Source organism: Microbacterium sp. 2FI (assembly GCF_005502885.1).
Taxonomy (GTDB): domain Bacteria; phylum Actinomycetota; class Actinomycetes; order Actinomycetales; family Microbacteriaceae; genus Microbacterium.
The window spans coordinates 1-13814 of the sequence record NZ_SCMR01000012.1 but is presented as its reverse complement, the minus strand read 5'-3'; the positions used below and the strand labels follow the sequence as shown (position 1 = coordinate 13814).

Here is a 13814-nt window from a genome sequence, read left to right as displayed (position 1 = left end):
AGCGCGGATCGTCAGCGCTCGGAGTCGGTCGGACGCTGCGGTGCGGAAGTCTGGTCGGCGTCGGGCGCAGGCTCCGGCGCCGGGTCGACGCGCTCGCCGTAGCGCGGCGGCTCGGCGGGAACTGTCGGTGGGGGCGTTGCTTCGACGCGCACCTGCTCTGCGATCGCCTGTGCACCGAGCGCCTGGCGCGCGCGCTGCAGGCTCGCCGCGGCGACAGTGACCTCGTAGCGGTCGGCCAGCACCTGCATGACGCTCGCGAAATCGCGCCGGCGCCGAACGAACGAGTAGGTCACGATGCTCAGCAGCATCCCGATCGCGATGCCGACGAAGAGCACGCCGACGAAGGCCTGGATCGGCACCGACGGCGAGCCGATGACGAGGATCGCCGAGAACAGCAGGCCGAGAAGGAGTCCGTTGATGGCGCCCGAGCGAGCGGCCGAGGCGTAGCCGAGGCGGCCCGTCACGCGCTCGATCGAGCGGAGGTCCTTGCCCACGATCGCGATGTCGCGAGCAGGGATCTCGGCAGTGATGAGGGTGGATACCGCCTTCTGCGCGGCCTCGTACGAGGGGAAGCTCGCGACGGGCTGTCCGACGTCGCCGACGCCTTGCGGCGGTCTGCCTCCGAACATGCTCATCTGCCCATCCTCCCACGGTGCCGGGGCTACGCTGGGACGCGTGAGCACTCAGAGGGTATTCGTCGCGCGCCTGTCCGGGTGCTCGGTCTTCGACCCCGCCGGCGATCGCCTCGGCAAGGTGCGCGACGTGGTCGTCATCTACCGGAAGGACGATCCGCCACGCGTCGTCGGACTCGTCGTCGAGATCCCCGGGCGCCGACACGTGTTCGTCTCGATCGGGCGGGTCACCTCGATCGCGACCGGTCAGGTCATCACGACCGGCCTCATCAACGTCCGCCGCTTCCAGCAGCGCGGCGGCGAAGTCCGCGTGATGTCCGAACTCCTCGGACGCAAGGTCTACCTGAACGACGGCTCCGGCGTCGCCGTGATCGAAGACGTCGCGATCGAGCGCAACCGCCTGGGCGAGTGGGACATCGGACAGCTCTTCCTCCGGCGTCCGCGCACGAGCGCCTCGCCGTTCGCCAAGGGGCCGACGACGTTCGCCGGGTGGTCCGAGGTGCGCGAACAGCAGAACCCCGGTGAAGCGCAGTCCGCCGAGCAGTTGGTGGCCACCTACTCCGATCTGCGGCCCGCCGACCTCGCGAACACGCTCCTCGACCTTCCCGACGAGCGCCTCATCGAGGTCGCCGAGGAGCTCAGCGACGACCGTCTGGCCGACGCTCTCGAAGAGATGCCCGAAGACGACCAGGTGCACATCCTCGAGGCGCTCGGCGACGAGCGCGCCGCCGACATCCTCGATGCGATGGAGCCCGACGACGCCGCCGACCTTCTGGGGCAGCTCCCCGAGGAGCGCTCCGAGGAGCTGCTCGACCTCATGGAGCCCGAAGAAGCCGAGGATGTGCGTGCGCTCCTGCAGTACGGCCCCGACACCGCGGGCGGGCTCATGACCAGCGAACCCATCGTCCTGTCGGCCGACGCGACCGTGGCCGAAGCGCTCGCTCTCATCCGCCGGCATGAGCTGCACCCGGCCCTCGCCGCGGCGGTGTTCATCACGCTGCCGCCGTACGAGACGCCCACGGGTCGCTATCTCGGCACCGTCCACTTCCAGCGGATGCTGCGCTATCCCCCGCATGAGCGACTGGGCGCGATCATCGACGACACCCTCGACCCGATGCCCGCCGGCGCGTCGGCAGCCGACGTAGCCCGGCTTCTGGCCAGCTACAACCTCGTCTCGGTCCCCGTGGTCGATCAGGCGCATCGCCTCGTCGGCGCGATCAGCATCGACGACGTGCTGGACTACCTCCTGCCCGATGACTGGCGCTCGCACGGCGACCACGTCGAGGCTCCGCCGGCGGCCGTCACCGCGACCGTCACGATCCCCCGGAGGCGCTGATGGCACGGCAGACGCGCCACGTGGCGCTGGACGCCCCGCGCGGCCGCTCGGGCATGCTGCAGCGCACTCCTCAGCCGTCGCGCGACCGTTTCGGCCGCTTCTCCGAGGCGTTCGCTCGTGGAATGGGCACGTCGGGGTTCCTCATCGGCATGACGCTGTTCGTCGTCGCGTGGCTGAGCTGGAACATCTTCATGCCTCCGGAGCTCCAGTTCGACCCCGCGGCGACGAACTTCACGCTTCTCACCCTGATCCTCTCCCTGCAGGCGTCGTATGCCGCCCCGCTGATCCTGCTCGCGCAGAACCGGCAGGACGACCGCGACCGCGTTCAGATCGAGCAGGACAGACAGCGCGCGGAGCGGAATCTCGCCGACACCGAGTACCTCGCCCGCGAAGTCGTCGCCCTCCGCATGGCGGTCACCGATGTCGCGGAGGAAGTCGTCACGCGCGACGTGCTGCGCGCCGAGCTCCGCTCGCTCCTGCAGCGCCTCGACGAGCGGGACGAGCGGGCCGAGGACACGGCGCGATGACCGGCGCCTCCGCCGACGCCGTGCGCCGCGCGGTCGGCGCGGTCATGGATCCGGAGCTTCGCCGCCCGCTCGATGAGCTCGACATGCTCGACGATGTCGCCGTCGAGGGTGGACGCGCCCACGTGACGATCTCGCTCACGATCGTGGGGTGCCCGGCCGCCGAGCGCATCACCGCCGACGTCCGTGCCGCCGCGGCCTCGGTCCCCGGCATCGACGAGGTCGCCCTCGAGGTGGGGGTCATGGCACCCGATCGGCGCCGCGCACTCACCGAGCGGCTCCGCGGCGGCAAGGCCGCGCGGGTCATGCAGTTCGGCCCCGAGTCGCTCACGCGCGTGATCGCGGTCACGAGCGGCAAGGGCGGCGTCGGCAAGTCCACCGTCACCGCGAACCTCGCCGTCGCGCTGGCCGCGCGGGGCCTCGCGGTCGGCCTCGTCGACGCCGACGTGCACGGCTTCTCGATCCCGGGTCTCCTGGGGCTCGCGGCCCCCGACGGATCGGTGCCGCAGCCCACCCGCATCGACGACCTCATGCTGCCGCCCGTCGCCCACGGCGTGAAGGTCATCTCGATCGGCATGTTCCTGCGTCGCTCGGCCGGCGACGAGCCGGTCGGCGCCGTCGCGTGGCGCGGACCCATGCTGCACCGCACCGTGCAGCAGTTCCTCACCGACGTGTACTTCGGCGACCTCGACGTGCTGCTGCTGGACATGCCCCCCGGCACCGGCGATGTCGCGATCTCGGTGGGTCAGCTGCTCCCCCACGCCGACGTCATCGTGGTGACGACGCCGCAGGCCGCGGCATCCGATGTCGCCGTCCGAAGCGGTCTCGTCGCACGCCAGACCGGCCAGCGGGTCGTCGGCGTCGTCGAGAACATGGCAGGTCTCCCGATGCCCGACGGCACCGTGCTCGAGCTGTTCGGAGCCGGCGGCGGCGCAGCCGTCGCAGCGGCCCTGTCCGGCCCGGAAGGCGATGTGCCCCTGCTCGCATCGATCCCACTCAGCCCGGGCCTGCGCGAGGGTGGGGATGCCGGCATCCCCGTCGTCGTCGGACAGCCCGACGACCCTGCCGCACGTGCGATCGAGAATCTCGCTGCGGCGCTGGCCACCGCGCCACGCGGGCTGTCCGGCCGCGCTCTGCCCTTCCGCCCGCGCTGATTCGGGACCGGATGCCGATGGCCATCCGATCCGCCGCCTGATCGGTGTCAGGTGGCTTCGGCGTCGAACGGCGGGACGACGCCTGCCCGGAAGGGCGACTTCACGGGGGCTGCGACCGGGGCGGTCGGCGGCGGCACGGGGGCACCGACCGCCGTGATGGCCGTCGCCGCCTGCGCCGCGCGGACCGTCGGCACGGGCGCGTCGTCGAGGAGTGCCTCGCGGATGATCCGCCGCGGATCGTACTGGCGCGGGTCGAGCGTGCGCCAGTCGACGTCGTCGAAGTCCTCGCCCATCTCGTCGCGCACGCGCGAGCGGGCGGTCGTGATCCACTCCTTCGCCCGGCGGGTGAACCCGGCGAGGGCCTCGGCGTAGCGCGGAAGCCGTTCCGGACCGATGACGAAGGCCGCGATCACGCCGATCAGCAGCAGCTTCTCGATGGTCAGACCCAAGAACATGAGTTCAGGTTACCGCCGAGCCTGGGCAGAGAGCGCACATCCTCCGCGTAGGCTGGCCCGCGGAGGAAACCCATGGGCGAGCACGACGCCAACCACCGGTTCGCCGCAGAGGCGACGATCGAGCCGGATCACATCATCCGGGCGCGAGCGCACGCCCTCGAACTCGGCGCCGCTCCCGTCAGCCCCGAGGTCGGCGCGCAGTGCGCCGTCATCGCCGCGGCATCCGGCGCCCTCAACATCGTCGAGATCGGCACGGGTGCCGGCGTCTCCGGCCTGTGGCTGCTTCACGGCTCGCCGCGGGCGACCCTCACCACCATCGACAACGAGCCCGAGCACCTGGGCGCTGCGCGTCAGGCGTTCGCCGACGCGAAGATCCCCGCGGCTCGCGCCCGATTCATCACCGGTCGCGCGGGGGAAGTGCTTCCCCGCATGAACGAGGCGTCGTACGACATCGTCCTGGTCGACGCCGATGCCGACGGCGTCATCGAGTACGTCGAGCACGGCCTCCGCCTCGTGCGCGCGGGCGGCACGGTGCTGGTTCCGCGCGTGCTCGCCGGCGGCGCGGTGGCCGACCCCGTCAAGCGCGATGCGGTCACCACCGCCTATCGCTCGCTCATCCAGGAGACACAGGCCTCGCCCGCCGTGATCGGCGCGCTGTCGATCGTCGGCGAGGGCCTGCTTCAGCTGACCACCGTCGCCAGCGACTGATCGCGCCACCCGCGACGCGAGAATGGCCGGTCCCGAAGGACCGGCCATTCTCGCAACGGGGGGAATCAGGCGGGGTTGACGACGCCACCCAGAACGCCGTAGAGCTCCTTGGCCTCAGCGTCGTTCACCGAGACGACGAGGCGTCCGCCACCCTCGAGCGGAACCCGCACGATGATGAGGCGACCCTCCTTCACGGCCTCCATCGGCCCGTCTCCGGTTCTCGGCTTCATGGCTGCCATTGCGGCTCCTTTTCATCGATGGTCTGCGACTCCCCAGTTTATCCCGGGGGCGGCGACGCCGGGGGCCACCTGGGGAAAGCGACATCCGACCGTGTCCTGTCCGTCCTGTCACGGAATCTGCCAGAACGCATTCCCCAGCGCGTACACGTTGTAGATCCACCACCATTGGCCCACGAGGCACGCCACCAGGACGCCGGACCGCCACAGCGGCGACCTCGGCAGGGCAACCGCGCCCCACAGCGGCGACAGCGGCAGGAGCAGCCGGAAGACGCTGGACTGAGGGAAGAAGACGAGGAGGAGGTAGATCAGGTAGCTCGCGCTCCACAGCCGCACCTCGACTCCGAGGCGGCGCACGTGCGGTTCGAACATCAGCACGGCGGCGAGTGCCAGCACGAGGAGCACGAGTGCGATGTACCCGACCAGCGGCGTGAGCCCCCACACCGAACCGAACCAGAACGCGGCGGCGCTCACGAATCCCTCGAGCGGGAAGAACTCGGCGGGACCGGGGATCCAGTTGCGCCGCCAGGCCAGTTCGGTCGCGAGATAGGCTCCGGGATCCCCCGTGACCCAGCCGGCGAGGACCTGCCATGAGAATCCCACCGCGACGGCGAGGAGGCCGAGGGCGACGATGTGCACGACCTCGCGCGCCGGGAGCGCATCACGCCGCCGGCGCACCCAGCGCCAGATCCCGTAGAGTGCGAGGAACAGCGCGAAGGCGAGAATGCCGGGCCGCGTGTACCCCAGCAGCGGGATGAGCAGGTACAGCCAGCCGAAGCGGCGGCGATGCACGCACCACAGGGCCAGGAACAGCCACAGCAGGGCGAGGGATTCCGCGTAGCCCACCTGGAACAGTGCCGCGAGCGGAGCAGACGCGAAGAACACGACCGACCACGTCGCGGCCGACTCGTCGACGCGCTCGCGCAGCATCCGATACAGCACGTACGAGGCGCCGTAGCCGGCGGCGATCGACACCAGGAACGCGCCGACCGCCCACGATCCGAAGGGGATCGAGACCAGCCTCGCCAGGTATGCGTACAGCGGCATGAAGGCCCACTGGTTCTCGGCCACCATTCCCGCATCGGTCAGCGGAAGGGTCGACGGATACCCGGTCTCGGCGACGATCCAGTACCAGCGAGCGTCCCAGCCGAGCACGAGGTCGTTCAGGCGCGCATCGGGGCCGAAGCGAGAGCCGAAGCCCGAGAGCTCTGCCGCCACCAGGAGGAACACCGTCGTGACGACGCGGGCGGCGAGATACAGGATGCCGATGCGGGCAGCCGCCGGCAGGCGCCCCCAGCGGCTCGGGGCTTCGGGCGTCAGCTGCCCGTCAGCCACGCCCGCAGACCCTGCTCGACTGCGTCGATCTGGGCGACCGGCACGCGCTCCTCATCGTGGTGCGCGAGATGCGGGTCACCGGGTCCGTAGTTGACCGCGGGAACCCCCATCGCACTGAAGCGGGCGACGTCGGTCCACCCGTACTTGGGCCGGGGCTCGGCGCCGACGGCTGCGAGGAACTCCTGCGCGAGTGGCGCGTCGAGGCCGGGACGCGCGCCCTCGGCGAGGTCGACGATCTCGACGTCGAAACCCGACAGCACATCGCGCACGTGGCGCTCGGCCTCGGCCGCGTCCCGCGACGGCGCGAAGCGGTAGTTGACTTCGACCTCGCAGAGGTCTGGGATCACGTTGCCGGCGATTCCGCCTCCGATGCGGACGGCGTTGAGACCCTCACGGTACGCCAGGCCGTCGACCTCGATCTCGCGCGGCCGGTACTCGGCGAGGCGTGTGAGGATGGGCGCCGCGCGGTGGATCGCGTTCTCGCCGACCCATGCCCGCGCACTGTGCGCACGCACGCCGTGCGTGCGGACGATCGCGCGGAGGTTGCCGTTGCAGCCGCCCTCGACTTGGCCGTTCGAGGGCTCGCCGAGGATCGCGAAATCGGCGGCGAACAGATCCGGCCGTGTGCGCGCGAGGCGGGTGAGGCCGTTGAGGTCGGCATCCACTTCCTCGTGGTCGTACCACAACCACGTCAGGTCGACGCGGGGGTCGGTGAGCTCGGCCGCGAGCTTCAGCTGCACCGCGACACCGGCCTTCATGTCGACGGTGCCGCGACCCCACAGGTGCGGCTCGCCGTCGATCTCGATGTCGCGCGTGGGCACGTTCGCGTTGATCGGCACGGTGTCGATGTGCCCCGCGATCGCGACGCGCTGCGTGCGGCCGAGGTTGGTGCGGGCGACGATCGTGTCGCCGTCGCGGTACACGTCGAGGTGCGGGAGGGCGACGATCGCGTCGTGGATCGCGTCGGCGAGAGTCGTCTCGTCTCCCGACACGCTCGGGATGTCGCAGATCGTGCGCGTGAGATCGAGCGAGGTCGCGGAGAGATCGAGCACCGGCATCCCCCGAGTCTATCGACGCGGTTCCGGGCTTCCCGTCGCGCTAGCGTGGGGGGATGAGCGGGATGACCGGGATGAACGCGATGAACGGCGAACGGTGGGTGTGGGGCTTCGGCCTCGCGACGGCGGCAGACGACGGCACGGTGCTGGACACATGGTTCCCGGCCCCCGAACGGGGGCGCGTGCCGGTCGGCTTCGATCCGGCGCTGGCCCCCGACGACCTCGAGCGCCTCGCGGTGCCCGATCCCCGTCGCGAGGTCACCGTCGACCTCGTCGCGATCGACATCGACCTCGATGCCGCCCCGCTGTCGACCTCGGACGCCTACCTCCGCCTGCACGCCCTGTCGCACCGCCTGGTCGCGCCGAACGAAGTCAATCTCGACGGCATCTTCGGCCACCTCCCGAATGTCGCATGGACCAACGCCGGCCCGATGCATCCCGATGCCCTCACGCGCCTGCGGCCCTTCCTCGCCCGCGACGGCATCCAGGTGCAGGGCCTCGACAAGTTCCCGCGGCTGCTGGACTACGTGACGCCTCCCGGCGTCCGGATCGCGGATGCGTCGCGCGTGCGGCTGGGCGCCCACCTCTCCCCCGGCACGACCGTCATGCACGAGGGGTTCGTGAACTTCAATGCGGGCACGCTCGGCACGTCGATGGTCGAGGGCCGCATCTCGCAGGGCGTGGTCGTCGGCGACGGCAGCGACATCGGCGGCGGCGCCTCGATCATGGGCACCCTGTCGGGCGGTGGCGCGCACAAGGTCTCGATCGGCGCCCGGACGCTGCTCGGCGCGAACGCCGGCGTCGGAATCTCGCTCGGCGACGACTGCGTCGTCGAAGCCGGCCTGTACGTGACCGCAGGGTCGAAGATCGTGCTCGCCGACGAGGCGCCTCGCGCCGACGGCTCGCGGCCGACGGCGAAAGGTGCCGAGCTGTCGGGCCGCGACGGCATCCTGTTCCGCCGCAACTCCCTCACCGGCGCCGTCGAAGCGGTGCGCCGGGCCGGCGTCGGGGTGACGCTCAACGAGGCGCTGCACGCATAGTCCGTCACAGTGTCCGGCACAGTGTCCGGCGCAGAGTCCGGCGCAGAGTTCGGCGCAGAGTTCGCCGACTTCGGCGCACCGGCCCCAGTCTCGTGCCACGATAGGGCGCGGAAGGGGGCCGACAATGACGACGGAGCCAGCGCCCACAGGCGGCACATCGGTGAGCTTCACCGAGCAGATGAAGGGGTTCGTGACGCGCACCGGGGGCGGCGATCCTCGAACGGCGTACGAGAAGGCCCGCGAACGCCATGAGGCGTTCATGTTCGAGCTCACGGTGACGGCACCCGACATCGATGCCTTCGCGGCAGACCCGACGCATTCCGGCACGGCGTCCGGCTTCGTCGACGGAGCGGTCGTCGGCGGGCGCACCGAGGTGGTGCAGGGGTGGGTGAATCTGTTCGTGGGGCCGGCGGCATCCCGCAGCCAGCGCATGCTGTACCGCCTCTGGACCCTGACGATCGATGACGAGCCCCTCACCGTCGTGGGCTTCAAAGAGGTGCACGACGATCCCGGCTTCGACATCTGGGCCGACACCACGACCCTCTACGTGCAGCTGCTCTCCGGCCACATCCCGCCTGGCGACGCGACCTCCGAGACCGGGCACCTCGCCGCCGACGACGATCGTGTGGTCGGGGCCGGCATTCTCCGCATCGAGACGCTCGACTTCGCGAAGCAGATGACGACGTTCCGCACCGAGGGTCCCGGCGGCCTCGCCGCGGTCGCACGTTTCGGGTCGCTCTTCTTCGGCGAGGTCTGGAGCACCTACGCCCCCGCGGCAGACGAACGCCCCCCGATCGAAGAAGGAGACACTCCGTGACCAAGCGCATGGCGAAGCGCCTCTACGAGTCCGAGCTCATGGTGCTGCAGGCCCAGCTCGTCGACATGCAGGCGTGGGTGCAGGCGACCGGCGCGCGCATCGTGGTGATCTTCGAGGGCCGGGATGCCGCCGGCAAGGGGTCGACGATCAAGCGGGTCTCCGAGTACCTCAACGATCGCGTCACGCGCACCGTCGCGCTGCCGACGCCCAGCGAGCGCGACAAGACGCGGTGGTACTTCCAGCGCTATGTGTCGCATCTGCCCGCCGCGGGCGAGATCGTGCTGATGGATCGCTCGTGGTACAACCGCGCTGGCGTCGAGCACGTGATGGGGTACTGCACCAACGAGCAGTACCACCGGTTCCTCCACCAGGCGCCGATCTTCGAGCGGATGCTGGTGGAAGACGGCATCATCCTGCTCAAGTACTGGTTCAGCGTCTCGGACGTCGAACAGGAGAAGCGGTTCCGAGCGCGCGCGGAAGACCCGATGCGGCGGTGGAAGCTCAGCCCGAACGACGTGCTGTCGATCACGAAGTGGGAGGACTACTCGCGCGCGAAGGACACGATGTTCATCCACACCGACATCCCCGAGGCACCCTGGTGGGAGGTCCGCTCCGACGACAAGCGCCGCGCGCGCGTGAATATGATCGCCCACCTGCTCTCGCACGTTCCCTACGAGCCGGTCGAGCGCGAAGACATCGAGATCCCGGAGCGACCACCAGCCGGCGGCTACGAGCGGCCACCGCGCAACGTCGAGAACTACGTGCCCGACCACTCCGCCGATGTCGAGGCGCGGCACGCCGCCGAGAAGATCGACAGTTCCAAGGGCAAGCGCGAGCGTGAGAAGGATGCCGCGGAGATCGCCGCCAAGGAGGCGAAGAAGTCGTCCTGAGTGCACCTAGCCCCGGGCGTCGCGCACACGCACCGACAGACACGTGACGCAGCCCTCGAGCTTCTCGAACTCCGACACGTCGGCCGTGACGACCTCGAGGCCGCGCTCGCGGTAGAGGGCCGCCGTCGCGGGCGCGTCCGATGACATCACGACGGTCGACTCATCGAGCACGACCACCGCGGTGCCGTGCTCTTCCGGGATGCCGAGGAAGGACGGGAAGAGCGACGGATCGTCCACAAGTGGCGCGAAACCGACGACGGTGCCGTCGGGAAGCGCCGTCACACCGCTCTTGAGGTGCAGCACCTTCGTGACCGGGATCTCGGCGACAGACCAGCCGCGCGGCTCGAGGAGGTTGCGCAGCTGGCCGATGCCCGCGGCGTTCGCGCGCGACGATGCGCCGACGTAGACCGTGCGCCCGACCTTCAGCACGTCGCCGCCGTCGAGCGTTCCCGGCGCGACGATCTCGGCCACCTCGACTCCGAGCAAGTCGGCGGCGGCACGAACGGTCGGCGCCTCCCCGCGGCGCGACCCAGCGCCCGATCGGCACAGCACCGCGAGATCGTCGAAGACCACGATCGCGTCCTCGACGAACACGCCGTCGGCCTGCGCATCGGCAGCGTCGACCTCGATGACCTCCCACCCGCGCGCTCGGAAGACGTCGACGTACGCCTGCCACTGGCGCTGCGCGAGCGCTGCATCGACGTGAACCCGGTCGAGATGCGTCAGCTCACCCTCCGCGAGGAGCGGCGAGGGACGACGGACGAGGAGGCGCGGCATCCCTCGACCCTAACGGGACGGGCTCAGCGCGGCGAGCCGCCGACGGGCATCAGCCGATGCCGGGGTAGTTGCGCTCGGGTGAGCCGATGTACAGCTGCTGCGGGCGGCCGATCTTCGTCTGCGGGTCGGCAACCGCCTCGCGCCACTGCGCGAGCCAGCCCGGGAGACGCCCGATGGCGAACAGCACGGTGAACATGCGCGTGGGGAACCCCATCGCCTTGTAGATGACGCCGGTGTAGAAGTCGACGTTCGGGTACAGGCGACGCTCGCGGAAGTAGTCGTCGTTGAGGGCGATCTCTTCGAGCTGCTTCGCGAGATCCAACAGCGGGTCGCTCACGCCGAGCGCGGTCAGCACCTCGTCGGCGGACTCCTTGACGAGCTTGGCGCGCGGGTCGTAGTTCTTGTAGACCCGGTGTCCGAAGCCCATGAGCTTGACGCCGTCTTCCTTGTTCTTCACACGCTCGACGAAGCGCTGCACGCTCTCGCCCGAGTCGCGGATGCGCGCGAGCATGTCGAGCACGGCCTCGTTCGCACCGCCGTGGAGGGGTCCGTAGAGCGCGTTGATTCCGGCCGAGATCGACGAGAACTGATTGGCACCGGTCGAGCCGACGAGCCGCACGGTCGACGTCGAGGCGTTCTGCTCGTGGTCCTCATGAAGGATGAGGAGCCGCTCGAGAGCCCGCGACATGACCGGGTCGACCTCGTAGATCTCGCTCAGCACGCCGAAGTTGAGCTTGAGGAAGTTGTCGACGAACCCCAGCCCGTTGTCGGGGTAGAGGAAGGCCTGGCCGATGCTCTTCTTGTGGGCGTACGCCGCGATCACCGGAAGCTTCGCGAGCATGCGGATCGTGTTGAGCTCGACATGCTCGGGGTTGTTCGGGTCGGACTCGCTCTCGTAGTAGGTCGAGAGGGCCGATACCGCCGACGAGAGCACCGACATCGGGTGAGCCGTGTGAGGCAGTGCCGAGAAGAAGCGCTTGAGGTCTTCGTGCAGGAGCGTGTGGTGACGGATGCGGTCGTCGAATGCCGCGAGCTCGTCGGCGCTCGGAAGCTCGCCGTAGATGAGCAGCCAGGCGACCTCGAGGTAGGTGCTGTTCTTCGCGAGCTGCTCGATCGGGTAGCCGCGGTAGCGCAGGATCCCCTGGTCGCCGTCGATGAATGTGATCGCGGACTTGGTGGCCGCCGTGTTGACGAATCCGTAGTCGATCGCCGTGTGACCGGTCTGCCGGGTCAGCGTGGAGATGTCGACGCTCGGGGTGCCGTCTGTCCCGCGCAACAGCGGGAATTCAGCGGCTCTATCACCGATCGTGAGGGTGGCCTTCTCCTGCTGGGTGCCCGCGTCGCTCACGGCGCCTCCTCGCGATTTCTGGTCGTGCCGGGGGTGTCGTCCGGCTCCGTGAGCGCGATGTCACGCCTTCCGGGAGCCGGAACGGGGACGGGGGGATGCCTCGCCGCCGCGTCCCTACAGCCTAGTGGGCGCCTGCGCCTACTGTTGACACGGCCAAAGCCCTGTGAATTCCGATGGAGGAATCCTCACGCGGGTGCGACGGGTGCATCCGGTGCATCTGCGCGCATCCGGGCTGCGGCCGCGGCGATGCGCTCGTCGGTCGCGGTGAGGGAGAACCTCACGTGCTGCGGGAAGTGCGAGCCGTAGAAGTGTCCGGGCCCGGCGAGGATGCCGAGACCGGCGAGTCTGCCGATGCTCTCCCATGCATCGCGGCCCTCGGTGGCCCACAGGTACAGCCCCGCCTCGCTCGCGTCGACGCGGAACCCCGCCGCCTCGACGGCGGGCTTGAGCACATCGCGTCGCGCGCGATAGCGCTCCTTCTGGATCGCCACGTGAGCGTCATCGGCGAGAGCCGCCACCATCGCCTGCTGCACGGGCGCGGGGAGCATGAGGCCGAGGTGCTTGCGTGCCGTCAGCAGGCTCGCGATCAGAGCGGAATCCCCGGCCACGAATGCGGCGCGGTATCCGGCGAGGTTCGACTGCTTGCTCAGCGAATACACCGACAGGATGCCGCGGAGATCGCCGTCCGTGACGGCGGGGTCCAGTGCCGACGGGATCGGGGCCGCATCCCACGGGGAGTCCCACCCGAGCTCCGCGTAGCACTCGTCCGAGGCGAGGATCGCGCCGATCTCTGCGGCTCGCCCGCGGGCTGCGCGCAGCGCCTCGGCGTCGAGCACACGGCCGTCGGGGTTGCCGGGCGAGTTGATCCACGCCAGGCGCGTCGAGATCGGCCATTCGGCGGGATCGTCCGAAGCCACGGGGGTGGCGCCCACAAGTCGGGCACCGACCTCGTAGGTCGGATACGCCGCGCGCGGATGCACCACCACGTCGCCCGGCCCGAGCCCGAGAAGCAGCGGCAGGAGCGCGACCATCTCCTTCGACCCGACCGTCGGCAGCACATTCTCGGGGCCGAGGCCCGGCACCCCTCGACGACGTGCGTACCAGGAGGCGATCGCCTCACGCAGCGCCGGCGTGCCGACGGTCTGCGGATAGGCGTGGGCATCGGTCGCCGCAGCGAGGGCACGGGCGACGACGGGTGGCGTGGCGTCGACCGGCGAGCCGATCGAGAGGTCGACGATGCCGTCCGGATGGGCACGGGCACGCGCCGCATACGGTGCGACGGCATCCCACGGGTAGTCGGCGAGGTCGGCCACCCCCACGATCAGTGTTCCTGGGGTGGGAGGGCTTCGATGACGGGGTGGTCCTTGTGGATGACGCCGACCTTGGCCGCGCCCCCGGGGGATCCCACGTCGTCGAAGAACTCGACGTTGGCCTTGTAGTAGTCCTGCCACTCGTCGGGGAGGTCGTCTTCGTAGTAGATCGCCTCGACGGGGCAGACCGGTTCGCA

The 13814-nt window shown here is 69.9% G+C and carries 15 protein-coding genes and 1 pseudogene; 7 read left to right on the top strand and 9 right to left on the bottom strand.

The window, feature by feature from the left end; translation table 11 throughout:
• Positions 1-11 precede the first annotated feature (11 nt).
• Positions 12-635 carry a general stress protein gene (locus tag FFS15_RS10995; protein ID WP_249353973.1) on the bottom strand — a complete coding sequence of 208 codons (624 nt, stop codon included), beginning with the start codon at positions 633-635 and terminating at the stop codon, positions 12-14.
• Positions 636-675: 40 nt separating this feature from the next.
• Between FFS15_RS10995 and FFS15_RS10990 the strand changes: the two genes are divergently transcribed.
• The 3 genes from FFS15_RS10990 to FFS15_RS10980 are packed head-to-tail and all read left to right on the top strand — an operon-like array spanning position 676 to position 3646.
• Positions 676-1968, top strand: a complete 1293-nt coding sequence (locus FFS15_RS10990; RefSeq protein ID WP_137845075.1) for a CBS domain-containing protein — start codon at positions 676-678, stop codon at positions 1966-1968.
• Entirely contained in the window at positions 1968-2495 is a 528-nt protein-coding gene (locus FFS15_RS10985) for a DUF1003 domain-containing protein (RefSeq protein ID WP_137845074.1), read from the top strand. Before FFS15_RS10990 ends, FFS15_RS10985 begins: the two co-directional genes overlap by 1 nt.
• Complete coding sequence (locus FFS15_RS10980) at positions 2492-3646, top strand: Mrp/NBP35 family ATP-binding protein (protein WP_137845073.1); 1155 nt, start codon at positions 2492-2494, stop codon at positions 3644-3646. The genes FFS15_RS10985 and FFS15_RS10980 overlap by 4 nt, the downstream gene beginning before the upstream one ends.
• 47 nt (positions 3647-3693) lie before the next feature.
• Here FFS15_RS10980 and FFS15_RS10975 read toward each other — a convergent pair whose 3' ends face one another.
• Positions 3694-4101, bottom strand: coding sequence for a Sec-independent protein translocase TatB (locus tag FFS15_RS10975; protein ID WP_137845072.1), 408 nt, complete (start codon positions 4099-4101; stop codon positions 3694-3696).
• Between the two features lie 72 nt (positions 4102-4173).
• Between FFS15_RS10975 and FFS15_RS10970 the strand changes: the two genes are divergently transcribed.
• Positions 4174-4809: a class I SAM-dependent methyltransferase gene (locus FFS15_RS10970; RefSeq protein ID WP_137845071.1), complete on the top strand. Its 636-nt coding sequence runs from the start codon at positions 4174-4176 to the stop codon at positions 4807-4809.
• A 65-nt stretch (positions 4810-4874) separates the two neighbouring features.
• On the opposite strand, the gene FFS15_RS10965 is transcribed toward FFS15_RS10970, so the two are convergent.
• The 3 genes from FFS15_RS10965 to dapE all read right to left on the bottom strand — a co-directional run bounded on the left by FFS15_RS10965 (position 4875) and on the right by dapE (position 7438).
• Positions 4875-5048, bottom strand: coding sequence for a DUF3117 domain-containing protein (locus FFS15_RS10965; RefSeq protein WP_137845070.1), 174 nt, complete (start codon positions 5046-5048; stop codon positions 4875-4877).
• Between the two features lie 108 nt (positions 5049-5156).
• The gene (locus FFS15_RS10960; RefSeq protein ID WP_137845069.1) at positions 5157-6380 is read right to left on the bottom strand and encodes a glycosyltransferase family 39 protein; all 1224 of its coding nucleotides are present in this window, start codon (positions 6378-6380) and stop codon (positions 5157-5159) included.
• On the bottom strand, positions 6362-7438 hold the full coding sequence (gene dapE, locus FFS15_RS10955) for a succinyl-diaminopimelate desuccinylase (RefSeq protein WP_137845068.1): 1077 nt from the start codon (positions 7436-7438) through the stop codon (positions 6362-6364). The genes FFS15_RS10960 and dapE overlap by 19 nt, the downstream gene beginning before the upstream one ends.
• Positions 7439-7518: 80 nt before the next feature.
• Between dapE and dapD the strand changes: the two genes are divergently transcribed.
• The 3 genes from dapD (at position 7519) to ppk2 (ending at position 10182) form a co-directional block, all read left to right on the top strand.
• Positions 7519-8475: a 2,3,4,5-tetrahydropyridine-2,6-dicarboxylate N-succinyltransferase gene (gene dapD / locus FFS15_RS10950; RefSeq protein WP_137845153.1), complete on the top strand. Its 957-nt coding sequence runs from the start codon at positions 7519-7521 to the stop codon at positions 8473-8475.
• Positions 8476-8599: 124 nt separating this feature from the next.
• Complete coding sequence (locus FFS15_RS10945; protein ID WP_137845067.1) at positions 8600-9292, top strand: hypothetical protein; 693 nt, start codon at positions 8600-8602, stop codon at positions 9290-9292.
• Positions 9293-9300: 8 nt separating this feature from the next.
• Entirely contained in the window at positions 9301-10182 is an 882-nt protein-coding gene (ppk2, locus tag FFS15_RS10940; RefSeq protein ID WP_137845152.1) for a polyphosphate kinase 2, read from the top strand.
• 6 nt (positions 10183-10188) lie between these two features.
• On the opposite strand, the gene ddaH is transcribed toward ppk2, so the two are convergent.
• The 4 genes and pseudogenes from ddaH to FFS15_RS10920 form a co-directional block, all read right to left on the bottom strand.
• The gene (ddaH, locus tag FFS15_RS10935) at positions 10189-10959 is read right to left on the bottom strand and encodes a dimethylargininase (RefSeq protein WP_137845066.1); all 771 of its coding nucleotides are present in this window, start codon (positions 10957-10959) and stop codon (positions 10189-10191) included.
• A 49-nt stretch (positions 10960-11008) separates the two neighbouring features.
• Positions 11009-12307: a citrate synthase gene (locus FFS15_RS10930; protein ID WP_137845065.1), complete on the bottom strand. Its 1299-nt coding sequence runs from the start codon at positions 12305-12307 to the stop codon at positions 11009-11011.
• A 185-nt stretch (positions 12308-12492) separates the two neighbouring features.
• Positions 12493-13626 (bottom strand): succinyldiaminopimelate transaminase, encoded by a 1134-nt coding sequence (gene dapC, locus FFS15_RS10925; RefSeq protein WP_137845064.1) that lies wholly within the window; start codon positions 13624-13626, stop codon positions 12493-12495.
• 2 nt (positions 13627-13628) lie between these two features.
• Positions 13629-13814, bottom strand: a pseudogene (locus FFS15_RS10920) (ferredoxin); the annotation flags it as partial.

Coding starts and splice junctions, on each gene's coding strand:
- ppk2 (WP_137845152.1), top strand. CDS start 9,301: ATGGCGAAGCGCCTCTACGAGTCCGAGCTCATGGTGCTGCAGGCCCAG.
- dapE (WP_137845068.1), bottom strand. CDS start 7,438: ATGCCGGTGCTCGATCTCTCCGCGACCTCGCTCGATCTCACGCGCACG.
- FFS15_RS10945 (WP_137845067.1), top strand. CDS start 8,600: ATGACGACGGAGCCAGCGCCCACAGGCGGCACATCGGTGAGCTTCACC.
- FFS15_RS10965 (WP_137845070.1), bottom strand. CDS start 5,048: ATGGCAGCCATGAAGCCGAGAACCGGAGACGGGCCGATGGAGGCCGTG.
- FFS15_RS10995 (WP_249353973.1), bottom strand. CDS start 635: ATGAGCATGTTCGGAGGCAGACCGCCGCAAGGCGTCGGCGACGTCGGA.
- FFS15_RS10980 (WP_137845073.1), top strand. CDS start 2,492: ATGACCGGCGCCTCCGCCGACGCCGTGCGCCGCGCGGTCGGCGCGGTC.
- FFS15_RS10975 (WP_137845072.1), bottom strand. CDS start 4,101: ATGTTCTTGGGTCTGACCATCGAGAAGCTGCTGCTGATCGGCGTGATC.
- FFS15_RS10970 (WP_137845071.1), top strand. CDS start 4,174: ATGGGCGAGCACGACGCCAACCACCGGTTCGCCGCAGAGGCGACGATC.
- ddaH (WP_137845066.1), bottom strand. CDS start 10,959: ATGCCGCGCCTCCTCGTCCGTCGTCCCTCGCCGCTCCTCGCGGAGGGT.
- FFS15_RS10985 (WP_137845074.1), top strand. CDS start 1,968: ATGGCACGGCAGACGCGCCACGTGGCGCTGGACGCCCCGCGCGGCCGC.
- dapD (WP_137845153.1), top strand. CDS start 7,519: ATGAACGGCGAACGGTGGGTGTGGGGCTTCGGCCTCGCGACGGCGGCA.